Origin of the sequence: Legionella sp. PATHC035, from assembly GCF_026191115.1 — a bacterium.
In the GTDB taxonomy this organism is placed as follows: domain Bacteria; phylum Pseudomonadota; class Gammaproteobacteria; order Legionellales; family Legionellaceae; genus Legionella.
This window is the reverse complement of the sequence record NZ_JAPHOT010000001.1, coordinates 190,247-216,718: the sequence shown is the minus strand read 5'-3', so window position 1 is coordinate 216,718 and position 26,472 is coordinate 190,247. Positions and strand designations below refer to the sequence as shown.

The window sequence follows — 26,472 nt, the reverse complement described above, 5'->3', positions numbered from 1 at the left end:
GATCTGATGAAATTAGGCCTGAACTTTTTACAACGCCATAGTACTCAACGAGTGGGTATGTTGTTGATCCTCATCAAACTTCGGATCGATTAATCGAGCCCCCACTTCAAAAATATCTTTCTCTTGCTCTATTTTTCTTGTCGGATCAAGAGAATTTGGATTTTTTAAAGAAAATAATCCAGGAACCAACAGGCTAATACCAATAGGAAGCAAGATGGCTGTAAATAGGGGATTCACAAAAAATGTCGCAATCGATGCTAAGATCAATGCAGCACCCAAAATGCTCGCGGCGAGGGATATGTGATGCCGAATAGGCTCTTCAGTGACCTCTGTAACACCTACGGGGTAATAATTTCTAGAGTCGAAGTAAAATCTTAAATGACCAGGCGTTTCTTTCGGCTTGGAGAGACAATCGAGTACCGTTTTAGCAAAACGGTGGTATTGATCGATGATTCTTTGTTGTTCACAAGGATCAGAAGCTTCTCTCAGAGCCTTCTCATAATCATCGATTCGATCCTGTAGCAGGATAAAAAAAGTAGATTTAACGGTTTCATCTTTGTCATTCAATAAGTCTTTCGCCTGTTTAATTTCCTCCTTAACTGAATTATGTGTATATTTTTTAGAAAAAAATGACTTTGAAAACATCTTAATTGTCCTTTATGTTTTAGTGAGCCTAGATTAGCACTATTGATTTGGTCTGAAATAGACCTTTTAGATGAATTTACACTCAAGAAATATTTTTTAACAAAATTTTGATGATTCCGATTTAAATTATCAATTGGTATGAATATTGCTTTCCAATAATTAAAATTATGGAGAGAGTTAGAATGACCGACTTGAATAATGTACTATCCAATCTACCTGGTGTTGCTGACCTTTTCTCTAATAATGAGTCTTGTGAAACTGCCATAAATGGCGAAATATTGGCAGCATCTGAAGGAATCTACCAAAAGGATACTCAAAATCCTCTGCCAACCATCGACTTCAACAATCCGAATGCGTTTATTTTATTATTAACACATGTTGTAGAAAAAATATCTAATTATCAGGAAAATCCTTCAACTCCAGATAAACTTCAGCTGTCTCCATCAGAAACAATCCATTCAGAATCCGAAGAGGTTTCTGAAGATAAAGGTGAAGAGCAAGCAATAAGTGAAATGGAAAGTAATGTTGCTGTTTCTTGGATTAATTCTCTCTATTATCGTCAGGAAATTGAAATAAATCAGAGTGATGCTGAGCAGAAAGATAATCCAATTGATTTGTTACATAGCGCCTCACTCACAGAGCAAGAAGATGAAAAAAGTTTACCTAGGCTAGTACAAGTTACACAAAATCAAACAGTACCTAATGAAATGGGTTCTAAAAACAATGTTTTGTCGGAAGAGATAAAACAACAAGAGATACATGAGAGAGATTTCCAAGAACAACAACCCGTTTTGGTCGAAGTTAAAGACAACCTTCAAAATGATGCCGATCAGATTTTACATTCCAATTTTGATCAGTATATTAAAAATACATTATTTCAGTCTGAAGAACCCGTTGAACACGGAGTAGATTCTCCAAGTATTCCGCTGCCTCATCTTAAAAATATGCAATTAATGGCCTCAAATTTACCGTTAGAATCTCAATTCAATTCTTTAGAAAACCCAGTAGAGCTAAATAAAGTGGATGAATTTTTTTCATTTCAACCGCTAACTGAAGGAAAAGAAGAAGCATTACCTCTACCCATATCGACAGCGACCGGTGAACATAGTGTTGGGACGGAATTACAACCCATCGTTCCTACATTAAAAAATGAAGTACCTGTTGATGTTCCACGGGAGATAGAAAACAGGGGAGCCATTTTAGAGGGGGCACCTCAGTCATTAACGATTCCCATCGAAGTAGATAAACCTGAATGGGCAAAACAATTTTCCGAGCATATTATTTGGCTTGGTCAACAAGAAATTAAGAGTGCTGTAATTAAAATACATCCTGAAGATTTAGGACCGCTAGAAATTAACATTAAGGTGGTAAATGATTCAGCTACGGTAAATATAATCACCCATAATGATCAGATAAGAGACATTGTTGATCAATCATTACCGAGATTACAGGCGATGATGGCTGAGCAAGGTTTAAATTTATCTGAGGTGCAAGTTGATTCTGAGGCCAATCCACGTCAGTTTTCTCAGAACAATAATAGAGACCAAGAGCAACTCACTCAACCATTTGAAGAGGAAGTTGGAATAACCCCCTTAAGAAGTAAAGAAAGAATTAGGGGATTAGTGGATTATTTTGCTTAATAATCCACTGGATCACGAGTGTAGCGAGGAGTCCCTTCATCGTAACATTGTGCTGCTACCGGGGTTTCCTCACTATCCCATTAATCATGCGCGACGTCACTAGGGGATAGCGAGCACTAACGGTCGGACCGACGTGGTGTCGACACCTGGTTTTATAAGAAATTGTTTTATTATCGGCACATTCTTCTACAACGAATAACACGACCACTCCAGCGGTCAATAAGACAGCTGCTCCGACAGCCATGACCTACATATCTCCAGGGGGTCCAGAACAGATTTCTATGATGACGATGATAATAATAGGGAGGTGGTTCATAATAACCGCCGGAATGGTATCCAATAAAATAAGCAAGCTGCTGGCCAGGTAGTTGTGAAGGGGGTGAATCAGCTTTTACTATGCTGCTGTAGAAAAAACCTATCAGTAGGGTAACGGAGAGCAGAAGACGCGTAACCATTTTGTAACTTTGGATGCTAACTTTTTCCATGGTGCAACCCCATCTTTTTGTTGTTACATCATAAATTATAGATTATAAATAATTTTCATGAGCAATTTTTGGATTTCAAAGATGAAGGAAAGAATAATTTTAATTACTGGTTGCTCCAGTGGTATAGGTTTTGATGCTGTTTTTGCTCTGAAAAAAAGAGGGCACAGAGTGATAGGCTCGTGCAGAAAAAAGGAGGATGTCCAAAAACTATTGGACATGGGAATTGAAGCGGTTCTACTGGATGTTTCGGATTCATCTTCAATTCAAAGTGCGTTTAATGAAGTGCTCGTTCTAACAAAAGGACGTTTAGATGTTCTAATCAACAATGCAGGTTATGGTCAAGCAGGGGCTCTGGAAGATATTTCACGCGATGTATTACGTGCACAATTTGAAACCAACGTTTTTGGCTTAGTCGAGCTTACAAATCTTGCCATACCCGTGATGCGTCAGCAGGGATATGGCCGTATTATTAATTTAAGTTCCATTTTAGGTGTTATTAGTATGCCTTTTCGTGGCGCTTATAATGCCTCAAAATATGCCGTAGAGGGGATTAGTGATACGTTAAGGCTGGAATTGAAATCATCAGGTATTGATGTCATTACAATAGAGCCAGGTCCAATAGAAAGCCATTTTCGAGATAACAGTGTGGATAAATCATTAAGTCATATTCATGTGCAAAATAGTTATTTCTCCAAACAATATGAAAGAATGCTGACAAGTTATAAGCAAAAAAAAGCGGACTCTATTTTTACTCGAAAACCCGATGCGGTAATAAATAAATTTATTCATGCAATTGAATCTAAAAGACCTAGGATCAGGTATCCGGTAACATTTCCAGCTCATCTCATGATTTTTCTTAAATGGATTTTAAGTGCAAGAATGTTGGATAAATTCTTTTTGTTGGTTTCGAAAAAAGAGCTGTCCTGATTTTTTATTTTTGAAGCATAATGAATGCGATAAAAATGCCTGAAAAATTAAACTTTTTTAAAAAAAAGGAAGAAAATCTCCAATTTCTTTGCTAATATCTAATTGGGTTAAAAATCATTAACTATCAAGGAAGTAAAATTATGAAAAAATCAACAATAGCTGTAGCTGCTCTATTAACTGTATTAGCAGCTCCTGTAGTTTCTGTTGCTTATGCAGATGACGCCTCTACAACTACTAGCACTTGCAAAGGCTGCAAAGGTTGCAAAGGTTGTGCTGGCTGCAAAGGTTGTAAAGGTTGCAAAGGTTGTAAAGGTTGCGGTGGTTGCTCTGGCGAGTAATCTGTAATCTTTATTCTTTTAAAGAGGTAGTTTTTACTACCTCTTCTTTTTTCCTTCATGAAGTAAGAAATATGATTACCCATTCAGATTTTACCTTACCGGAACTAAGTAAGTGGCATAAGAATATCTATTTGAATTACGCCAAACAAATTTTAGAATCACAACAAATGATGACGACCAATAAGGGTAAAAACATTCTTCATTACACCTTAAATAAAAAGCGTCGTTTCGAACGAATGAGTCATTACCCTAAGGGAGATCGTATCGATCATAAAACGGGGGCTCAATATTTTTATCACTGCCATAGGGAAAACTATGAAAGTACTGAGCACGGCCATTTTCATTGTTTTTTACGGTACAAACAGATTCCTAAAAGTATCAAACCCGCACCTTTAGCCGATTGGGACAGATATATTGATAATCCAATGACTCATTTAGTCGCTATTGGTATGAATCAATTAGGACAACCCATACGCTTATTCACTGTGAATCGCTGGGTAACCTCCGAGATTTGGTATCCTGCTGATCACAGTGCGCGTTTGCTTAAACGCTACAAAATGAGTTTACAGGATGATCCCTATTGGCAAGTACTGGACAAATGGGTTGAAGGGATACTTCATTTATTTAAGCCGCAGATTTTATGGTTACACCAAGAGCGCGATAAGAAAATTCGGCAGCATCAAGAGACGGGTACAGTTGAAAATCCTTATATGGATTACGAGCTTGAGGAGCTTTCCGAAATTCCCATTGATTTAAAGCAACAAATTGAGTGGATTCTGCGTTAGCTTTTACATGGCCATCCCCGATGATACGTTCCTGGGGCTGCTCTGGGTAGAGGACTATAAAGAATTGGTTCTGAAAATCAAGAGTAATATATTGATCTGATCACAGCTCGAATTTTGAATGCTTTTCCTCGATGTTCTCCATATCTTCAGGTATGGGTAAGCCACGCTCCTCCAAAAAATCTTTAGGACTACTCCCGATATTTACCGTACAATTAGGATTAGGATCAAAGGAAGTGAATTTACCATTGTCATAGGTATACATACCGATAATATGTTCACCTGAAATACCGCCTGGTACCAAATATTCACTATCAGTGATTGCATGTAGACTGTTTGCATAAAGGTCTTTTGATTTAATTGTTCGTTCAGGTTTATACATTACATAAATATAACGCTTTTCATTTGCTTTGACCTCTTCAGGAAATTTTAGTGCCCGTACAATGTCGTCAGTGCTAGAAATAAAAATGGTTGGTGTTCGTTTATCAATATGCCCTTCGTAATCATCAGAATATTTGGTCCATGGTTTCATCCCAGACTTAAATACACTCTCACTTTTTTTTTGTGTTGTTACTTTTGTTTGTTCTGACTTCTTTGAACCTTCTTGAAAAATCTGCAATGCAGCATCTTTTGAAGGATCACCAGAGTGATGACGGCTATCTGCTCGAAATAGTAGCTTCTCACCTGGAACCATTGACTTTTTATACTCTTTGTTTTGTTCCACATGTACAATTTGAGGTTTTTCTCCAGCTTTTAATTGGAAACAACCAACGACTTCGCTACGCTCAACAGCACGTGGTATCAAACTCAGATTGGGATCAGGGTTTCTCGAAAAATCATTCGTATTTACTATTGCTGAAGAGAAAACATCTACAACATAAACATATTTATGTTTCTGGGCTTTTTTTAAATCCAAGTGATTTTGAGAGGTGAGATACATACTTGATTCTTTATCAACAGATCTTCCCAATACTCCATCAAATAGTACTCGATCTAATCCATTTGATTTAAATCCTTGTCTAAAAACTTGTGATGGAGGGGTATCACTGTAAATATAGGTTATTGTTCTATCTTCGGCAGCATGGAGCTGTAATTGAGACCTTAGTAATCGCTCTTGCTGTTCTTCGTGTAATATGTCCGTCATTAAGCGAGGAGATTTGTAATGAACACTCTTCCTCTCCTGAATTATGTCTAATAATTTATTTTTAACCTCATTGATTAAGATATTTTGCTCATTCTCAGGAAGGTTATCTAAATCTTTCAACTGAGCAATCGCTTCATAAAAATCTTGTGTTATAGGATCTCTAGAAAGGCTTTTGAACATTTTAAAAGTACTCAATTTTTCCGTAACACTATTTTCTTCGGCATTCAATGCAGCCTCTGCTTTTTTTCCTAAATTTATTAATAATCTTATTTGTCCTGATAAGTCGCTTTTAAAAGGGCTACTCTCATGTTCTTTGAACAGTTCACTCATAGAGAAAACGGTAGCAGGGAGATTTTGTGTCCTTGGAATAGTACCCTTCCAACTTGGAATAGTACCCCTCCAAAAAGAGGGCGCGGAATCGGATGCTATTAAGAAATCAATAATCCTATATAGCCGCTGAAATTTATTTGAATCGATCATAGATATGATGGAATTACATCACTGATAGTTTTAGTATAGGCCATGTTAATGCAAGAATTGTACTTAATGGATATTATTGAGCCAATACCATTTCTTAAATGGGCTGTTGGATGAGGATGTGTCCGATGGTAATACTTAACTTCTTGCACATTCAAACTAAAAACTCAAAATACGATACCTGTACTATAATTTACATGCGAAATGATAAATTATTGGAGTATTTGCATGTCACCCCACGCTAAAAACAGATCTCAAGATGAGATTGATTCCATTCATCAATATTACATGGAAATTATCAATTCAATGCCCCACATTGTGTACTGGATTGATACTGAATGTAATCTCAAAGGATGTAATAATAATTTCATCAAATTGCTTGGACTAAATACGATCAAAGATCTGAAGGGTTCGCCTTATCAGCAAATGGAGGAGTTTGCACACTGGGATAAGCAACGGGTAGAAGAATTAAAATTAGACGATATGAAGGTAATTTTTTCGGGTGTTCCACAACATCATGTCGAAGAAAAACCTATCGAAGACAATACGGGTGCAGCTTATTACTTTGAATCGTCGCGAATACCAATGCATGACCGCAATAAAAAAATAATTGGACTAATTGTTATTTTAAACAATGTTACTTTAAATAAACAACTGAAAACTCATGCCAATGCGGTACAAGAAAATAATCAAAAAGTTGATCACTCCCTGCAAGAAGGTTATTTACCTACTGTGCTTATGGTGGAAGATAATGTAATTGCGCAAAATGTTGAAAAAGCACTCTTAACTGCATTACATTGTCACGTCGATATAGCAGATTCTGCTGATAGCGCTATCAAATTATTTCATCCAGGAAAATATGATCTCGTGTTAATGGATATTGGTCTTGAAGACTCCTCAGGATATGTCGTTGCAAAACAACTACGTCAAAAGGAAAAAAATACAAATCATCATGTTCCCATCATCGCTTTGACTGGTTTTGAAGCGGATGTGGTCAAATATGATTGCCAACATTATTTTATGGAGGGAGCGATCAGCAAGCCATTAACTTGTGAACAAGCAGAACAAATTATCAAACATTACGTGTATCACATGGATGTTCCTGTGCGCGGTTTGAAGACAACTTAGCATATTATTGATATCATAATTCTTTTTTAATGAATTTCTTATATGAGTAGCAATCCAATTGATAATCAGCGTATCTTATCGTTAGATGTCTTCCGTGGTCTAACTATGGCATTGATGGTATTAGTGAACAGCCTTGGAACAAGGGTTTCTTATCCGATATTAATGCATGCTGAGTGGAATGGCTGCAGTTTAGCAGATTTAGTATTTCCCGCTTTCTTGTTTATCGTCGGGATCACAACGGTTATCAGTCTCAACAAACACATCAGTGAGTCAAGTAATGCCCAACTTTACCAAGGTATTTTAACGCGCACCTTTCTTTTAATTTTTTTTGGATTATTTCTTAGTGTTTTTCCAAAAATTATTAATTTATCGACGATACGGTACTATGGAATTTTGCAACGTATTGCTTTATGTTACTTCATCTGTTCGATTCTCTATCTTCGTACCTCCATTCGCACACAAATTATTATCTTTTTCGGGATTCTTATTGGTTATTGGTTTTTCCTAACTCAAGTTCCACTTCCTGGTTCTGCTACGGATCAATTAACTAGGGCAAACAATTGGGGCGCTTATATTGATAGTCAAATATTTTCTCCCGCACATTTATTATTTAAGACTTTTGATCCAGAGGGTCTTTTAAGTACTATCCCATCAATCGCTACAACACTTTTGGGGCTTTTAACAGGACACTTTTTATTAACTCAAATCAGTAAACAAAAGAAAAGTGCAACCTTAATCGCAGTGGGGTTGCTGTCACTTTTAATAGCCTGGATATGGAGTTACAGCTTTCCTATTAATAAAAATTTATGGACAAGTACTTTTATTTTATGGAGTAGTGGTTTTTCGCTTATCGTTTTTGGCTTATGTTTTTTTGTTATCGATGTATTGGGTTATACAAAATGGTCTATTCCATTTAAGATTTTTGGCATGAATGCACTTTTTATTTTTATTTTTCACATTGTTTTACTGAAAATTCAATCCATGTTTGTTTTTCACTTAGCCGATGGATCTCAAGACGTGTTGCGTGTAGTCATCGCTGAATATTTATTTGGAACTTTTAGTCAAGAAAATGCAGGGCTTTTTTATGCCATAGTGTTTCTTTTATTAAACTTTCTGGTAGCTGTCTTTTTATATCGACGAAAAATATTTATAAAAATTTAGAAAACTCAAAGGAATAATGAACAATCTAAGCCCATGTCATACGGCTAACGTATTGTTCATCCTTTCGGAGTTCGTTATAATAATAGGTTAGTTTGAACTATCTGAAGTTAGTGGAGTCGTTTTCGATGCCAATTTATGAATATCAATGTACCAGTTGTAATCATCACTTTGATTTAATGCAAAAAATTAGTGATGAGCCTGTCAAACAGTGTCCTGTATGTTATAAAGATACAGTGGTAAAACTGATCTCTGCTGCTGGCTTTCAACTCAAAGGTACTGGTTGGTATGCTACTGATTTTAAAAACAAAAATACTAAATCTACAGAAGCTACTGCTAAAAATGATGATTCCGGTACAGCAGATAAAGCAAAAGATACTTCTTCCTCGAAAACTACTACAGACGGTGACCCTAAGTGAAAGCATTGTCATTAAGAAGCTATTTACTCACTGGATTGGTGGTTTGGTTACCCATTCTCATCACTATAGGAGTATTGCGTTTTATTATTGACTTACTTGACAATACTTTGGCTCTGATCCCTAAAGCGTATCAACCCGAACAATTAATTGGCCATTATATTCCAGGCTTAGGAGTTATTTTATCACTTATTATTTTGCTCGTTACTGGTATTATCGCAACTAATTATTTCGGACAGCGATTAGTAGAGTGGGGGGAATCGATTCTTGTTAAAATTCCGCTCGTTCGATCAATATATAAAACAGTAAAACAAGTCATTAATGCCCTATTATCAACAAATAGTGAGGCTTTTAGAAAAGTAGTTTTAATTGAGTATCCACGCAAAGGATTATGGAGCATTGCTTTCCAAACAGGGGCAGCAAGTACATCAATAAATAATAAAACAAAGGAAGAATTGGTCTCAATATTTATCCCTACTACTCCTAACCCCACTTCAGGTTTTCTTATGATGCTTCCAAGAACTGATGTTATTGAGTTAGATATGAGTATTGATGAGGCACTGAAATTTATAATTTCTCTAGGAGTGATGCCGCCAATGTCCGAGGCTGCATTAACAAACAATTTGTAAAAATTTAAATAGGCGGTTTTTTATATGCGTACACACTACTGTTTGGGCGTCGATGAGTCAAGTTTAGGTAAAGAAGTTATTGTATGTGGTTGGGTTCATCATCGTCGAGATCATGGTGGTGTCATATTCCTTGATATACGTGATAGCTCAGGTATTCTGCAAGTAGTTTATGAACCAGAGAATAAAGAATGTTTTTCTGATGCAGAAAAATTACGCTCCGAATTTGTGGTCCGAATTACCGGAATGGTACGTAAAAGACCCGAAGGGATGATTAATCCAGCGATGGCTACAGGTACAGTCGAGGTAATTGGCAGCAAGCTCGAAATTCTTAACCAATCACCAACCCCTCCATTTTTACCTGATGATTTTCAAGTTGTGAATGAAGATCTACGCTATAAATATCGTTACATTGATTTGCGTCGTCCATCAATGAAGCACAAACTCACACTAAGACATCAGCTAACTAGTTGTATTCGTACCTATCTTAATCAGCAGAATTTTCTTGATATTGAAACCCCTATGCTGACCAAAGCAACCCCAGAGGGAGCACGTGACTATTTGGTACCATCGAGAGTTCATCAAGGGTCATTTTATGCGTTGCCCCAATCACCACAGCTTTTTAAGCAATTACTTATGATTTCTGGGTTTGACAAGTATTATCAAATCGTTCGTTGCTTTCGTGATGAGGATTTACGAGCCGATAGACAACCTGAATTCACACAACTTGATATCGAGATGGCTTTTATTGATGAAGAAAGTATACTCAACCTTATCGAGGGTTTATTAAAAACGGTATTTAAACAAATTCTTAATGTGAATTTACCTGAAAAATTACGCAGAATGCCCTATGCTGAAGCCATGCGGCGCTTTGGTAGTGATAAACCGGATTTGCGCAATCCTTTAGAACTCATTGATGTGGCTGACCTAGTCAAAGACTCTGATTTTAAAGTATTTTCTGCGGCAGCAAATGATTCTGAATCCAGAGTGATTGCATTACGACTCCCAGGTGGCTGTGATCTAAGCAGAAAGGACTTGGATGATTATGGTCGTTTTGTCGGTATTTATGGAGCCAAGGGACTTGCATACATTAAAGTAAATAATGTGGATGAAGGAATGACCGGTTTGCAATCTCCCATTTTAAAGTTTCTCTCCGAAGATGCAGTACGGGCAATTCTGCAACGCACAGAAGCTAAAACTGGAGATGTTATTTTCTTTGGTGCGGATAGAAACCATATTGTTAATGAAGCGATGGGTGCATTAAGAATAAAGTTAGGCCATGATAGAAAGCTGCTTAAAGAGGGGTGGGAATTATTATGGGTTGTTGATTGGCCCATGTTTGAAATGGATTATGAGGCTAACAAATTAAATCCGATGCATCACCCATTTACTTCACCCAAAGATCTATCACCTGACAATTTACGTGCTAATCCGACACGAACCTTAGCCAAGGCTTATGATATAGTAATAAATGGCTATGAAATCGGAGGGGGATCCATACGTATTCATCAATCTGATTTACAAAAAGCAGTTTTTGAGTTGCTTGGAATTAATGAGCAAGAGGCTCAGGAAAAGTTTGGCTTTTTATTGGATGCTTTACAATATGGAGCGCCACCGCATGGCGGTATCGCACTGGGTATTGATCGCCTAGCGATGTTACTTACAGATTCAACATCAATTAGAGATGTTATTGCTTTTCCTAAAACTCAAACAGCATCGTGTCTTTTAACGAGCGCGCCATCACCTACGGGTAACGCGCAATTAACTGAATTAGGAATAAGACTTGCTCCAACGATACAGACTAAATAACAAGCTGGGTAGAAAGCTAGCCAGCCTCGTAAAAAAATTGATCATCCCTGCAAAGCCAGGGATATCTCATCCAATTGATGTTGAAGTTAATTTGGAGAGGTCTCCCTGTGTGTATAGTAAGAGCTCTTTATTAACAAAAATCAAATCACGCTCAGAAAGTCGAAGATATTTAAGTTTCTTATTTTTCTTTTTTTGCTGTTCTTCCTTAGCTATAGCTGCTCCGGCCAAGAAATCGGCTAGTTTCACTGAATATTTGGCCCAAGAGAAAGCGCATTTAACACAAGCCATTCAGGAAACAAAGCAGCCAATCATGCTTCAAAGTGAAAAAGAGTTTAATGCCAAAATGAAGCAAGTTTCGGCCATTCTCTCGATGAGCCGCGTTAAGATTGAAAGCTTGGAAAGTTTCCTTGACCATCAATATAAAGAACAAAATAATTTAAATCAGCGTTTGAAGCATCTTCAGCAGATGCCGATATCGAAAGAAAATGCAACGATTCCTGAGCGCGTAGAAAAAGTAGAAAACCTGCTTAACATCAACAAGCTAACCACTCAACTCATCATTGAAAATTTAAAACTTGCCAAAGAATATCAATCCTCATTGAGTGAAGAGATTAAACATTTGGAGCTCTGGCATTCGAATTTTGTGCTCGAGCAAAAACTAGCACAAATTAAGTCATTAAAAGAACAACTAAATAAGCGTTTGGCTGTACTTTATGAGACCAATACCCAAAATAAATCAGAGAAAAATTCTAAGTCATCAAAACCACTTTCTGCGGCAGATTATGAAGCCATGCTATTGATGAACAATCAACATATTGCAGCGATTCAAAATCATTTAAATGCTTTAAATATTCAAAAGACCGTAGTAAGAGCAGATATTATTTATCTTAAAAATCCAGATACAAAAAATTTACAACTCATCACCGATATTTATAAAGATGCTTTAAGTCAATATTCAAAAGTTGAAAAAACAATCCAACAAATAAGCAACTTTCTGAATAATGAAACGAAGCTTATTGGTCCTGTTAACTTAAAAAAATCGATACGGTCCTTGCAAGATACCTTAGCGCTGCAACTTAAAGAGGCGAGTGTTCAAAAACACCTACTCATTAAGAATTTGTCTGATTATCAAACCCAGCTCAAGAAATTAATGTCTGCTCGACAAACTCTTGCGGATTACAATATTAGCAGCTGGCCTATTATCCTTAATAAAATTGCAGCGATTCCTGGTTTATTTTATAAATACATCAACACATTGAGTCTAAAAGTTTACGACAGCTATTTATGGTTAAGTCCTTTATCTATGGTGATCTTATGGGGTGGATTTGTCTTTATAGCAGGTTTTTTCTTCATGATAAGCCGTATTTTAAGAATGCTTCGTCGAGATAAAGAGCGTTCCCGTTTAACCGGTTATCTATATGATGGTATTTTGGTTTTAGTGCAACGAAATATACCTTATTTTTGCATCGTTTCTATGTTATGGGCGTTGCTCTACGTAACCCATATTTCCTTTTCTAATTATCAGCTGTTGTTTAAATTAATTGCGGTATGGTTTACTTTTAAGATTTTAATCTTGATAGCGCGCTTAGTGTTGCTCGAGCGAATTACTGACTCATCAGGTAAGGATGTCAAACTTTATTACCGTTTAAAATGGTTATTACTTTTTGGTGGATGGACTACAGCTTTAATGACTCTCGGTCATTCATTACCCTTATCGATACTGCTTCAAGACATATTTAATCGTTTATTTATGCTCTTTATTTTAACAGTATCCCTGGTTATATGGAAAAGTAAGGACGTCATTCCGTATCTTCTTCGTCCATTATTGAAAAGTCAAAAAAGATACGTGAAAAATGCCATTTCTTTATTGGTGATCCTTGTACCGATAACATTATTTACTACTGCTGTCATCGGCTTATTAGGATTCATCAATTTAGCATGGAATATGAGTCAATATCAGGCGTATGCTTTACTTGTTCTTGTAGGTTACATTCTTTCAAGAGGCCTTTTATTCGATGCTTTAGAGTTGTTTTCAGAATTAATGATTTCCTCATTGCGTAATGGATGGTTGTGGGTTGAAGTTTTTTTAAAACCCCTAGACAAAATTTTGCGGATTCTATTACTCGTTGCGAGCATGTTGGTTCTATTTCAATTATTTGGCTGGCATTCTGATTCGTGGGTGATGGTCAGCTTGGGTAAATTTGCTCAATATACGATTGTCAATATCCCAGGTATCCATATCACTATCACCAGCACAATAGGTTTTTTTATTCTACTTGCAGTTTGTGTTTGGGCTGCTAAATGGACACGCGAATTTTGTTATCGCTGGTTGTATAAAAATGCTAAAGATGCCGGGATAAGAAATAGTCTTTCGGTTTTTAGTCAATATGCAATAGTTCTTTTAGGTGGCTTTGTTTCTCTCCATGTGCTTGGATTTGATTTTAGCGGTATGTCAATGATTATCGGCGGACTTGCCGTCGGTATGGGATTTGGTTTACGTGATTTTGCCAGCAATGTTGTTGGTGGGCTGATGTTACTTGTTGAAAGACCTGTACGAGAAGGGGATTTAGTTACAGTAGGTGAACATGAAGGACGTGTCTCTCATATCGGCATTCGGTCTATGAGAGTTTCTTCTTGGGACAATATGGAGGTATTGATTCCTAATGCAGAAACTTTTAATAAGCCTTTTACTAACTGGACACATCAGGACGGTATTGTCAGAACCGTTATTCCTATAAAAGTCAGTCGTTCTGATGATCCCGTGATGATTCAGCAACTGATACAGGATATTTTGGCAACAACCCCAGAAATTGTAGGGGATCCACCGGCTCAAGTGTTTCTTAAAAAAATTGATGAAGCCTTGCTGGAGTTTGAGGTTCGGTATTTCATTAACGTGCAAATCCATACTCGAATTGAGGTTCAATCTAAAGTATTATTTGCCATAATGACACAATTCAAAGCAGCAAATATTAAACCTCCTATCGAACCGATTGCCATTGAAATTAAAGAGGGACAAGGTGATCTCATTACTAAAAAACAGACCACCGACAACTGAAGCTGAATTACTTGAACGCTGCGCCACTATTGCTGGTCTCAGTTTTGCACAACTTGGTTTAAGTCTCGGTTTATCTATTCCAGCTAATCCCAATCACAGAAAAGGATGGGTCGGTCAGGCCATTGAATTAGCTTTAGGTGCTGATGCCCAAAATCAATCATTGCCTGACTTTAAACTTCTAGGCGTAGAACTTAAAACACTTCCTTTGAATAAATCAGGAAAACCCACCGAATCAACATTTATTACTTCCATTCCTCTACTTACCATTCATAGACAAGAATGGAAGACATCCCAGTGTTACCTTAAATTAAAACGAATTTTGTGGGTTCCAGTTGAGGGAGATACAGACATTTCTTATCCAGAAAGGAGGATTGGTCAAGGATTTATATGGTCACCCAATCGACTGCAAGAGAGTATTCTAGAGGCAGATTGGAATTATTTGTCTTTACAAATTGGTACTGGGCATCTTGAAAGCGTGGATGCTAAAGAAGGGGAGTATTTGCAAGTACGGCCTAAAGCCGCAAATGGAAAATCTTTATGCTACGGTTATGATATTCATGGGAATAAAATCAAAACCTTACCGCGAGGGTTCTATTTAAGAAGTAGTTTCACTGCAACAATTGTATCGTCAGGCTAAGGCGAGCATAGAAGCACGGATGTCATCCTGAGCTTGGAAAGGGCTCTCCCATCGTAACACAAGTGCTAGAACCAAGAGATCCCTAATTAAGATCGTTATGTAAAAAAATCTTTGATTATGCTACGCTTCACCAGGCTTTAAATGACTCTAAATGCAAGTCATTACTCAGACTTTGAATGTCCCCAGCTAAGTACTGATGGCCACATCCCTTTTATTTGCTCAACTGATTGCTGTACTTTGGCAATCAAAAGCTCTCTAAAATGAGTGTCTGTCGCGAAGTAATGAACGGCACTCTCTGCCCCTTTATAGATACCCACATCAAGTTCTCGACGCTCTACACTGGCTTTTAAATCTTGAAGACGATTCAGATCAATATCGGTTTTGGGTGCTGAAAAGAGTGAATAGGCATAGGAGAAACTACTCCAAATTGAGGTTTTAGTTTCTTCTGTAGAAGTTACTTTCTTCCATACGCACATAAACTCAGTAGGGCAGAGTGGGGCCATCAATTTAATCATACGCTGGACATCCGAGTTGGAGAGTATTGCGGTATTGTCAGTTCCATCATATTCAGTTTGATTTTTCTTCAAGCACCAGTTGTAAATTACTTTCATTTCGTCGAGCTGATTATGGAAGTCAGCGAGGCTAAAATTTTGCAGAATATAACCCGCTGCGCCGCAATAAAGAAACATACTTAGGAAGTACTTAGCAAATTCAGGGATCGGTAAAAGAAACCCAGCAAGCCAAGAACCACCCCAAGCCGTTAGTCCGGTACTCATTCCTTGGAAAAGATACATGAGATTTGCATTGTACTCGAAGTCATTTATGTATTTTTTTAACGTAGCTTGTTGTTCCTCGTCATTAATATTAAATGGTTTGGAAGTTAGTGATCTTAATGCTTCCGTACGTTCTCTTTTTGCTTTTTCAACAGCGGTCATTCCATAAACAGTAAGTTTGCCCACAATACTCTCTCCTTGAAAAAAAATAACAATAAAAACCCTCTTCATCCTACCTGAAAAAACAGGAATTATGCTATCGTTTTTTTTACAAAAAGTATGTTTTAAGAAAGATAAGTATAATAAGTACTATCGAATCTCATACATTTAAAGGGGATGTAGTATTTAAGATATAGATATGTAGGCTTGGCCTTGGCCTGACAAAACTTACTAATCTTTTCATATTAAGGATATGGCTTAAAGCATGTCGATCTCAGCCTTCAAAAAATCACTAAAAACCAACAAGTTGAAGCAAAAATAATTAAGCAGTATATTGGATGATTACTCATAAAAATTAAGGACGATTATTATGAGCTTTTCTCTAGAATTAATTGAAAACTATTTAATTCAGTACATACCTGAAAATAAATCCGGTGGTGAAGTTATTTTATCTGTTAGTGAAAGTTTATTGCTTGTAACGGATGCCTGTATTCGTGCAAAGGTAGATTTATCGATCATCGATCAATTAAATCTGCTTTACATTGAGGGCATTAAGTCCGAGGAAGAATTTGGTTTTATTAAAGAAATTCGACGTATTTTGTTATCTAAAAAATATACGGTTAAATCCGATCCTCTCACCATTAATGAAGATCCTACTCGACGCTATTTTGAAACACAACTTGCTTATTATCTTCTTCAAAACAATGCCGAAGACCTCAATCAAAGCGAATTAATTGAGTTTACAAAAAATTTAAAAAAACGTTTATTTGCTTTACCTGTCCCTGATAAGACTCATATAAAAAAAGCAGAAAAAATTCTTAAGGGAGAGATGGATTCAATACTTAATAAATATGAAACCGAATATGCACAAATAATTTCTATGTTAGCCAAAAATAATTTTTACGGTTTATCTAAGAAGGCCTGTGCCAATTTGTTGGAAATTGCATGCAGTACGAGTCTGTCCACATTAAATACCCAGATTGATCAAACGATGCCGGTTGATTTTTGTAGTGATACTGTGTTTACCATGGGTATGGATGGAAGAGGAAGAATCATTAAAAAAGATCATGATAAAGTACGAACGACGGCAAAAGGTTTAATGAAATCCACCTCACCACTTCCTTTGTACCATGATGTAGTCAATGCTGTAGATGCTCAATATGATGAAAAGACAACAGAACTATCTGTATCACCTTTTCAACGCTCCGCAGATCAAGCCAGTTTCATGATAGAAAGCCAATGGACACAGTTTTTATTTTCACGAATGACACAACCCTATTCTAACGGTATTTCCAGCACTACATTGGCACAAATCAGAAATATGATATTAGAAAAACGTCTAGGCCACATTTATCATAAAAGTTCATTTCAAAAATATATGACCGCATTTGCTGCCCTGATGGTATACAACAGCGGAGGCCATTCTTTTTTTGAGGTTTTTGAAGTATTTAAACTTTCATTGTGTCGTGAATTGATTGAGGATGAGCCGGGATTGGTAAACGCGTTACAAGAAGATAAAATGATGTACAAATGGCTTTGCTTGGATCAAAGTGATGCTTATGAAAAAGCATTGCATGCGACACGAAAATATTTACATGTTATTTTATCTAAAAAAATCAGTAACGCTGAATTTAAAAAGAAATGTATCCCTGTTTTAAGCGCTCCCCAAGAACAAATGACCTTGCATTCTGCAGTAGTTTATCGAGACATACATGATCTGGAGCAACTGATTCATACTCTTGGAAGAGAAAATATAGATACGCCCAATTACAAAGATTGGACAGCACTGATGGTCGCTTCTCAATTGGGAAAGACCGAACACGTAAAAATGCTTCTTACCGCAGGTGCGGATATCCAAAAACAAGTAGATGGACTTTCATCTCTAGAGCTTGCTATCAAAAACAGCCATTTTAAAACCACTGCAGTTTTATTAGATGGAGGTGCTCTGGTAAAAAGAGCACAAAAAGCTAAAGGAGGTTTGAAAGCAAGGGTTCCCGCTTTATATTTTGCCTGCAGACAGGCTGATGTGCGTATTTTAAAGTTATTATTGGAACAAAAAGTAATCAACATTGATGATAAAAAAGAAGCCATACTTTGTGCTTTGAAAATTGAGAATTTTGAAGCATTAAAAGTCATTATCAATCATATTACCAAAGAAGAAAGACATAAATTTGTTAATGAAAAGTATAAATTCAAATTATTAAAAGAGGCCGTAAAATTAGGTAATACCCAATTAATTAAAGGAATACTCCAATTTGATATTTTTCCGTCTTTTGAACATATCGATTGCCAATCTTTATTAAATGTGGCGGCAGAAAAGGGTTTTTTACCTACCGTAGAATTGCTATTGAAGCTTTATTTTCAGCATTTAGATAAACAAAAGGGCTGTCAAGAAATGCTTTTCTCAATAAACCTTGATCCAATACTGAGTACAGCCTTAGAACATAGTCATTTTAAATTAAGTATTTTTTTAATGATGCGCGGAGCAAATATCGATTGGGTTTCATCGAAAATGGATCATCTCGATGAATTTGCAAAATATATAAAAAATAGTGAATATCGCGATGCATTTTATATTCAAGAGTTGGATTCAGATAATATTTTTATCCAGTTGAAAGAAGACTTATTCTTGTCTCGCTTAAAAAAGGAACAGGACGAAGCCGCAATTAAAATGCCACCTAAAAGTCATATTGAATCGTCTACTTCCAGTTGTACGTTGGGTTTTTTTAGTGATAAGGAAAAATTACAAAAAAATGAAAATGATGCTAGTCTCAATTCGGTGATAACTCTGTGAATCAAGAATGGTTTCATTTGACAAACGCTGCAATAATAACTAATCTTAATTGTGCAATGCAACATAAGGAGATGCTATGAAGAACCAATTTTTTGAGCAAAAGATTTTTAACAATATGGATGCTCCAATGCAAAAACTAATGGAACTGAATGTTAAAATGATGCAGAACTTGTCTTTACTTAAGCCAATGGATTTATTCAATATAAAAAGACCCGAAGAGTTTTTTAATAAAAATATGGAGCTATTTATCCAAAACAGTCAGATGACTATGGATTATATGAGAGAAACCTTCAATATCCTTGAGCGGCATTGGTTAAATATTTCCCGTGATATGGATCAGCATGCGAACGAGATGATGAATGAAACTTCATCTTTAATGACAAAAAGCACAAAAAAAGTTGCCACCACAACCAAGACTGCAGCAAAAAAAGCCGTATCCACTGTGAAAAAGGTCTCTTCATCAGCCAAAAAAGCGGCAACATCAGCTGCGAAAAAAGTATCTTCGCCAACTAAAAAAGCCGCGTCGCCTGCTGCTCAAAAAACGTCATCTCTTGCCAAAAAAGCTGCAGCACCTGCCGCTAAAAAAGTATCATCATCTGCAAAAATGGCAAATGCGAAAAAGAATGCCAAGGCAACCACTTCTCAAAGTAAAACAACTCCTGCCGTAAAAGCAAAACAAGAAGCACGAAAACCTGAATCCAAACCCGCTATGATGCATTCTACAGCACCAATCAGTCATAATTCGCCCATAAATCAACCTGCTGCAAAGCCTGGTATGAGCAGCGGTAGTAACATGTCACAAGTAGGTGCAAGTGGGGTTAAGGATATAAATATCCAAAATATAGGTAAAGATAATCCTATGCCAAACCAATTTCCTAAATGATAATTAATCTAGGTTAAGCGCCCTGAGCATCATCAGGGCTTTTTTACGTCACTTATCACCCTCTATTTCCTATGATAGAGTCATTAGTCTTGAGTTGTCAGCAAGCATAGACAGGGCTTTTATTTAGCTATAGTCTCGAAGATTTTAAGAGGCGAGTCTATGATAAATGGCACCAAAAAGCTCATTGCATAAAACACATGGTAGTGGGTACGGTCCTGGATTTGCTCCGGTTTATTTGGAACGAGTTGACTCATAATTATTGGGACCCGCCCTGGATAACCCCCATATTTACGCTTGCTGGTAAAGCTTTTAGCCCTCTGCAGCGTGATGTAAATCATGTTCCGGGATATAGAGTTTTTCTAATAAATCAATACATTCAAAAGTCATATCACCCAATCGAGATGTAGTGAGTGCCCTAAACTCATCGTTGGTTAATAGTGGTATGTCCGGTTTATGTTCAAGGCGATATCGTTAAGATCTTGTTCATATTTATTCAAGGCTTGGTCTATACAGTCCAGCTTTAATAATAGATTGTCTGTTATGGATAATGCATCATATATCTCTTTCACTGTTAAATTGTTTCTTTGTTCAGACAGAAACTTTATGCCAACCAAAGCTGTTTGATGCCCCATACAACGGTATGGTTTTTTTTCCAACCGCAAGGGCACCTCAGATAAACTGTTCGTGTATGATGCGAGTGGTTTTATATTGAGGGTTGCTGCTTCATATTGTGATTGGATTCACTTCGCTCTTCCATCATTTGACCTTGTTTAAATAATTTATGCCGAACAGCTTCTGCTGACTTTCCCGCTTCTTGAGGTAATTTATTCTCGGCAGAGTCTTGATTTTTATCAGCTTTGGGTTTTCTAAAAAATTGAATATTAGAATATTTTTGATTGTTTTCTGAAGATTCAAAATGTTTTAACTCTTTAGAGGTCATCACTTTATCGTCCGCAGTTGATTTATTTAAACTGGCGATAAATCGATTTACCTCTTCTTCTAAAGCCTTTAAATTTTTATCAAAATCAATCGAGTGAATACTTAAATGTTGATATTGGTTTTGCAACAGATTTAATTTCTCGGATACATGGTTCCATTTATTTGTTAATTCTGAAAATTTGTTTTGAGAAAAAATCGCCAACATCGCTCTTATGTGTGCAATACAAGCCATGAGCTCATCTAAGTTTTGATTTTCTTGATATTCGGAAAAAACTATCAATAACGAGTGTTGTACGATGTTATCTAAAACTTTTTTAAATTGTTCCAACTGATCTGAGAGTGAATCATATCGACTGACAATGAAGGGCTCGAGGACAATATAAAGATCTTTTAAAACATCTTGTATATAAGCAAGACCCTGCTGTTTCTCAAAAACCTGTGTATTTAACAAAAATAAGACATTGTCAAAATATCTTGATATGTTCTCTTGATCAATTACATCAAAATCGAAACGGTTTTGATATTTAGTATTATAGTAAGCGAGTAATTCAATATAACTTAATAGGTCGTCTGTCGAACCTGAAGCGATTCGATCTTTTCGTATGTACATCCTCATATCAATATTCAATAAAGAGGAAACAAATCCTAATAATAATATTTTCAATTCATATAAGCCTGCACTTTCCTCTACTAAGCCACCGTGACCAAAAAAGCGCTGCATCGATATTGATGGCAAAGGAAACTTTGCAGCGGATTCTGGTTCTTTAGTAAATTTACGACCATTTTCAAGTGGCTTACCGAGAACTCTACTTAATCCAAAATCTGTAGGCCTTGCGGTGTAACTACCGTCTTCGTTTATTTGTAACAGGATGTTACGTAATGCAGCATCTAAGTGTAAGACTTCGGCTTTATCAATCATTAAAAGTTCTGCATTAATAACTCCCATACTAATCGACGCTAAAATTAAAAACTGTTCTATTCTACTTTTATTACGAAGTATCATTGCAATTTTTGACCCATCGATACTTTTTTGTTCGAATTGGTTGTCCAGCATGCGCGTTTGTTGCCCAATAACATATTCACTCATTATTATTTCAGTTTGTTGGGTATTATGAACAATGAATCCTTTGGCACTGGATGGACAATTCAATCCTGGATTTTTCTTCGATAATTCAGACAACGTAAGGCAAATATTTCTTTCCTGTTCAAATTCATACAAGCTTTTTGGTGTTTTTATTCTTAGTTCTTTGAAGACAATCATACGGGAGGGGAACAGGGCGCATATTTCGGGGTTATTGCCTAAATATTTAGCTGAATAGACAATGCCAAATTCCCCACCAGCGAGATACGCTAAATTCCTAATTTCCTCTGTAGGTATCGATATTGAACGAGCACCAACCTCTAATTGGATGTAGGATCCTCGATTTAATAATGGAATGGCCAAGAACTCCTCGATTTTCTTTGCTTCGTGTTGTTTTTCTTCCAACATAACTTTTAATCTAGGGAGCATTTGTTGAAAAGATAAGCCTTTTAATTGACTTAGTACCTCTTGAGGAAATAGCTTCAAATCCTCTAGAACTTGAATCACTGCGAATAAAAAATTGGGTTTGGCTTGGTCAGGATGATTTAGTTTCGTAACCAGCTCGTTTATATTCGCAATCCGATTCGCAATCATTAGGCGGGCTGTATCTATTTTTTGATAAAAATCATCATGTGCTGATTTCTCACTCGCGATCCACCTTTTTAAATCATCTGCATTTAAAGAAAGCACGGCGACTGCTAAACGTTCGGATTTATATTTATCACTTAGTTTTAACTTGCGAAGATTCCCTGATGCACTGAAAAGCACTGGATTATTCGTTACAGGCCTGGACTGCAAATCATGAATAAAATTCCTGGTGCATATCGCTTCATATCTGCTCCATAAAACAGTTAATACCACCTGAACCAAATAAGGATCCCGATCAAATTGAACTAATGTTTGTTTTTGAAAATGCTCTATAGCATCATAAATATATTCTAAAAAATAATAATTGGCTTTAATGTCTTCACTAGTGGAAACATAATTTTCTACAGCAGCTAGTTTTTCAAATAGGTCCACGTTACTGTTTAATAATCCGGCCAGTTTTGTTGCGGTAATCTCTGATGTTGTTTGTGAAAGAATAGAAAGTAAGTCAGATAAAGTAATTATCGATTCTCTTAAAATATCTACATGTTGTTTTTGCCCATTAACTATGATGTAGTTTTCTTTAATCGTGCCTTCTTTTAAATGAGCTGACACACATATTTTCAGAATGTTTTTTAAACTATCAAGAATTGTCTTATGCAGCCTTATTTGCAGCTCTTTATCATTTATCCTCGTTATTGCAGACAAAAGGGCTACATTAGATGAGATGTTAGCTCTTTTATCTTTTCCACCCACAAGCAGCATCACCAAATGAAGTAAGGATAGTAACTGATCGAGACTTTTTGCATCATAGGTCATTGATTGGCTAAGATTACTGCATATTTCCATCATTGGTACTATTTTGTATTGTAATTTATCAACCAATGCTTGTGGATTATTTGTCGAGACTTCTATTTCTGGCGATACAGTATAGAAATGTTTTAAAAGAGAAATGTGTGCCTGTTGGTACTTATCCCGTATAGCCAAAAACCAATTGCGATAATGAAAATTAGACTGAATTTGTTCATAATAACTTACTGTGATTTGTTGCATTAATTCATTGATATGAGCGTATTGCTCAGAGTTGAATTGGTTCGGTGTAATTTGGTCGATTGCTTTTTCTAAATTATCTAAGGAACTATGCAACGTAGAAAATTTCTGATGAAGCGATTGATCTTCCAGTGTTACCGCATGCAAGAGAAATTCATCTAAACCATCACTATCAGTCTCACTATCACTCCGATTGTCTTCTATCTGCTCGGATTGAATTTCTTTATTTTCCTCTAACTGAGTTTCAACATCTCCTGATGCAGAGACATCACTTTGTACAACAAAAAATGACATCTGTTCTCGAGTTGTTAATTTGCCATAAATTTGATCTGAAGGTGGTACTTCAATGGGATGTATAGGGGATGAATGAGGAGATAAAAAATTTAAAATTCTTCTTTTAACTTTTCTGTAAGATGTCTTCATCAGCTAAGTCCTTTCCTATTTGCTACAGCAGGCGCGCATACTATCACAGAGATATATAACCTAACAGATCTCTTTTATTATTAAAGACTTGTCGCGCTTAAGCCTTTCCAAACTGCTGTTTGAAGAGATTAACTTGTAAATTGCGAAGAACCTTTGTCTCATAGGTTTTGCTAATCTCTGTGGTAAGAATATTTGATTAATGTTCTGAGACATTAGCGAAGCCATCGAAGCACACAATGGCTGGGTTATTGATACAAGTATCGCGGATTCAGGCAGCTAAGAAGCAATGCGCTCAAAATGGTTGCTGGTCATTGCATGTGGAAAATAAGAGGGGGAATTTGAAAGGAAATAAAATCACTTTAGTTTTCGCATCTTTCTCTGGTGAAAACAATATGGTCTTGAACCGAACTGATTTTGGTTATTAATCGCTTTTTTTAACATTTATTGGCTTAACTTGTAGGGCATTACTTGACTTAAATCAGGCAGCATTGATTGCATTTTTTTTGCCACAGAATACAACAATAAGTCATTTCCTTGAGTAGCCCCCATTTGTACTGATATCGGAAGCTGATCATGTAACATGACTGGAAGGGTCATCGCCGGTAGGCCTGCTTGGTTAAACAATGAAGTAAAAGGAGAAAATTCTACATTTTTTTGTAAATAATGCTCAAAATCATCTTGTGTACTCAATTCTCCTATAAGCAATGGAAGCTGTGCTAAAGCCGGCGTAAGTACTAAATCATTTAGTTTTAGTAACTGGTGAAGGGGCTGAATGAGCTGGTATAAACGACTCTTGGCAATTAAATAATCTCCAGCAGTAAGTTTTTTTCCTCGTTGATAGAATTCCCATGTCACCGGTTCAAGTTCATCACGCGTTGCTTTTTTCTTTAATTGAGTCTCTTGGATTTTAATAACGGTATATGTATTTGCGGCAATAAGGGTAATCACACAATCACCGATACTTTGAAGATCTAATGCCAAGCTTTTTCTTTGTATTGTATGGCCTAAACTTTTTAATAATTCTTCAACTATGCGCACCGCCTCCAGGCATGGTTCCGCAACAGGTACTGGTGCAAAAACGCCATCTAAGTAGATTATGTTTAATTTTCTATCTGGAATAAGAGGATGCACTCGAGATTGATCGGCCAATTGCTTAAATAATGCCTCAGAATCTCGTAAAGAGCGGGTTAATACAAAATTTACTGCCAGGCCAGACCATAATTCATCCGTTAAAGGACCTGTTGGAGTTAATCCCCTCGTTGGTTTAAAACCGAATAGGCCACAACATGCGGCAGGGATCCTAATGGAGCCACCTCCATCACTCGCTGTAGCAATAGGCGCAATACCTGCAGCAATTGCTGCAGCTGAACCCCCAGAGGAGCCTCCTGTAGTTCTATTAAGGTCATAAGGATTGTGACATGGTCCTAATAATGCAGATTCAGTCACATAGGAAAGGCCTAACTCTGGTGTATTTGTTTTTGCAAAAGGGATAAAGCCCAATGAAATCATCTTACTCACTAAATCACTTGTGATTTGAGGAATATTTTTAGCAAAAAAGCGTGATCCTTCGGTAGCGCGTACTCCAGCAATGGGCTGCCCCAAATCCTTTATTAATAGAGGAACACCATAATAGGGTTCATCTCCATGAAGCGTGCTGAGGCATTTCTTTGCAAAATCGGAACAATCAGTCACTACCGCATTGAGTGTTGTATTGACTTCAATTAGCCGGGAAAGAGCACAATCCAAGGCTTCAAGTGGGCTAATTTCGTGTGTTTTGATTCGTTTTGCCAGTTCTGTTGCATCACAACACAGATATTCATCTAATAACATTTCTTGCCCGTTTGGATTAAGAATTCAGGAATTATCACGATTGTTCCTGAATTGAAATAGGATCGGGTGACGATCCCACTATCCTGGCAAAATGTCGTGATTTTAAATGCTTTGTTCCTGTACGCTGTATTTCGTGCTCTAAAATCACGACATTTTGACTCAGTCTAGCGAGTTGTTAAAAAAGTTCCTAAGATACTTCGTTTACTCTTCATGACAGCTTTTAAATTTTTCTTCCATCTTTTCTTTCATTTTTTTCATTTTATTTTGAAGTTCTGTTTTTTGTTGTGGGGTCAGAACTGCATAAATTTGATTCTTAGCGGCTATTTTGGCTTTCATCATGTCGCCGATCAGTTTTGTCTTTTTATCGATTAAACTGTCCACTGTTGATTGATCCATATTAGCCGATTCAGCTTGTTGATTGAGTTGATCATGTAAGCCCTTCATTTGAGCTGCATCATTTTGTATTGTTGATTTTAGTTGCTCTAAAACAGGTTTTATCTTAGATTTTTGGCTGTCATCAAGTTTTAATGATTCAACCATATTTTTCAATCCTTCCCCGCAGCCCCAGGAATGGGCTAATACTACTGGGCTAAGTGCTAACGTAAAAGAGAATGCAGCTGCTTGTATGATTTTCTTATACATGATAAGTACCTTCCTTAGTTAAAATAATTAAAATCATAGGTAAGTA

At 36.6% G+C, this 26,472-nt stretch carries 20 protein-coding genes; 13 read left to right on the top strand and 7 right to left on the bottom strand.

All coding sequences use genetic code 11. The annotated features are described in order from the left end of the window. Positions 1-27: 27 nt before the first annotated feature. Complete coding sequence (locus OQJ13_RS00965) at positions 28-645, bottom strand: hypothetical protein (RefSeq protein ID WP_265708531.1); 618 nt, start codon at positions 643-645, stop codon at positions 28-30. Positions 646-827: 182 nt separating this feature from the next. Here OQJ13_RS00965 and OQJ13_RS00960 point away from each other — a divergent pair, with 182 nt between their 5' ends. Then, on the top strand, positions 828-2,285 hold the full coding sequence (locus OQJ13_RS00960) for a flagellar hook-length control protein FliK (RefSeq protein WP_265708529.1): 1,458 nt from the start codon (positions 828-830) through the stop codon (positions 2,283-2,285). Between the two features lie 170 nt (positions 2,286-2,455). Here OQJ13_RS00960 and OQJ13_RS00955 read toward each other — a convergent pair whose 3' ends face one another. Next, positions 2,456-2,770: a hypothetical protein gene (locus OQJ13_RS00955; RefSeq protein ID WP_265708527.1), complete on the bottom strand. Its 315-nt coding sequence runs from the start codon at positions 2,768-2,770 to the stop codon at positions 2,456-2,458. A gap of 81 nt (positions 2,771-2,851) precedes the next feature. Here OQJ13_RS00955 and OQJ13_RS00950 point away from each other — a divergent pair, with 81 nt between their 5' ends. The 3 genes from OQJ13_RS00950 (at position 2,852) to OQJ13_RS00940 (ending at position 4,820) form a co-directional block, all read left to right on the top strand. Then, the gene (locus tag OQJ13_RS00950; RefSeq protein ID WP_265708526.1) at positions 2,852-3,697 is read left to right on the top strand and encodes an SDR family NAD(P)-dependent oxidoreductase; all 846 of its coding nucleotides are present in this window, start codon (positions 2,852-2,854) and stop codon (positions 3,695-3,697) included. Between the two features lie 140 nt (positions 3,698-3,837). Then, entirely contained in the window at positions 3,838-4,035 is a 198-nt protein-coding gene (locus OQJ13_RS17020; RefSeq protein ID WP_265704740.1) for a hypothetical protein, read from the top strand. Between the two features lie 71 nt (positions 4,036-4,106). Beyond that, entirely contained in the window at positions 4,107-4,820 is a 714-nt protein-coding gene (locus OQJ13_RS00940) for a DUF6969 family protein (protein WP_265708522.1), read from the top strand. A gap of 100 nt (positions 4,821-4,920) precedes the next feature. Here OQJ13_RS00940 and OQJ13_RS00935 read toward each other — a convergent pair whose 3' ends face one another. Next, positions 4,921-6,291, bottom strand: a complete 1,371-nt coding sequence (locus tag OQJ13_RS00935) for a hypothetical protein (RefSeq protein ID WP_265708520.1) — start codon at positions 6,289-6,291, stop codon at positions 4,921-4,923. Positions 6,292-6,666: 375 nt separating this feature from the next. Between OQJ13_RS00935 and OQJ13_RS00930 the strand changes: the two genes are divergently transcribed. The 7 genes from OQJ13_RS00930 (at position 6,667) to mutH (ending at position 15,267) form a co-directional block, all read left to right on the top strand. Then, positions 6,667-7,566, top strand: a complete 900-nt coding sequence (locus OQJ13_RS00930; protein ID WP_265708519.1) for a response regulator — start codon at positions 6,667-6,669, stop codon at positions 7,564-7,566. A gap of 42 nt (positions 7,567-7,608) precedes the next feature. After that, a complete protein-coding gene (locus OQJ13_RS00925; RefSeq protein WP_265708518.1) occupies positions 7,609-8,727 on the top strand; it encodes an acyltransferase family protein in 1,119 nt (372 codons plus the stop codon). Positions 8,728-8,852: 125 nt separating this feature from the next. After that, a complete protein-coding gene (locus OQJ13_RS00920; protein WP_265708517.1) occupies positions 8,853-9,143 on the top strand; it encodes an FmdB family zinc ribbon protein in 291 nt (96 codons plus the stop codon). Next, positions 9,140-9,769 carry a DUF502 domain-containing protein gene (locus OQJ13_RS00915; protein WP_265708515.1) on the top strand — a complete coding sequence of 210 codons (630 nt, stop codon included), beginning with the start codon at positions 9,140-9,142 and terminating at the stop codon, positions 9,767-9,769. Before OQJ13_RS00920 ends, OQJ13_RS00915 begins: the two co-directional genes overlap by 4 nt. 24 nt (positions 9,770-9,793) lie before the next feature. Next, positions 9,794-11,575: an aspartate--tRNA ligase gene (gene aspS, locus OQJ13_RS00910; protein WP_265708513.1), complete on the top strand. Its 1,782-nt coding sequence runs from the start codon at positions 9,794-9,796 to the stop codon at positions 11,573-11,575. After that, positions 11,550-14,630, top strand: coding sequence for a mechanosensitive ion channel family protein (locus tag OQJ13_RS00905; protein ID WP_265708511.1), 3,081 nt, complete (start codon positions 11,550-11,552; stop codon positions 14,628-14,630). The genes aspS and OQJ13_RS00905 overlap by 26 nt, the downstream gene beginning before the upstream one ends. Beyond that, positions 14,593-15,267 (top strand): DNA mismatch repair endonuclease MutH, encoded by a 675-nt coding sequence (gene mutH / locus OQJ13_RS00900; RefSeq protein ID WP_265708509.1) that lies wholly within the window; start codon positions 14,593-14,595, stop codon positions 15,265-15,267. Before OQJ13_RS00905 ends, mutH begins: the two co-directional genes overlap by 38 nt. A 161-nt stretch (positions 15,268-15,428) precedes the next feature. On the opposite strand, the gene OQJ13_RS00895 is transcribed toward mutH, so the two are convergent. Beyond that, the gene (locus OQJ13_RS00895) at positions 15,429-16,226 is read right to left on the bottom strand and encodes a hypothetical protein (RefSeq protein WP_265708508.1); all 798 of its coding nucleotides are present in this window, start codon (positions 16,224-16,226) and stop codon (positions 15,429-15,431) included. Positions 16,227-16,569: 343 nt separating this feature from the next. Between OQJ13_RS00895 and OQJ13_RS00890 the strand changes: the two genes are divergently transcribed. After that, complete coding sequence (locus OQJ13_RS00890) at positions 16,570-18,993, top strand: ankyrin repeat domain-containing protein (RefSeq protein WP_265708506.1); 2,424 nt, start codon at positions 16,570-16,572, stop codon at positions 18,991-18,993. A gap of 76 nt (positions 18,994-19,069) precedes the next feature. After that, positions 19,070-19,876, top strand: coding sequence for a hypothetical protein (locus tag OQJ13_RS00885; protein WP_265708505.1), 807 nt, complete (start codon positions 19,070-19,072; stop codon positions 19,874-19,876). A 703-nt stretch (positions 19,877-20,579) separates the two neighbouring features. On the opposite strand, the gene OQJ13_RS00880 is transcribed toward OQJ13_RS00885, so the two are convergent. The 3 genes from OQJ13_RS00880 to OQJ13_RS00870 form a co-directional block, all read right to left on the bottom strand. Next, entirely contained in the window at positions 20,580-23,954 is a 3,375-nt protein-coding gene (locus OQJ13_RS00880) for a hypothetical protein (protein WP_265708504.1), read from the bottom strand. Between the two features lie 441 nt (positions 23,955-24,395). Continuing rightward, positions 24,396-25,784 (bottom strand): amidase, encoded by a 1,389-nt coding sequence (locus tag OQJ13_RS00875; protein WP_265708503.1) that lies wholly within the window; start codon positions 25,782-25,784, stop codon positions 24,396-24,398. Between the two features lie 201 nt (positions 25,785-25,985). Continuing rightward, positions 25,986-26,426 carry a Spy/CpxP family protein refolding chaperone gene (locus tag OQJ13_RS00870; protein WP_265708501.1) on the bottom strand — a complete coding sequence of 147 codons (441 nt, stop codon included), beginning with the start codon at positions 26,424-26,426 and terminating at the stop codon, positions 25,986-25,988. Positions 26,427-26,472 lie beyond the last annotated feature (46 nt).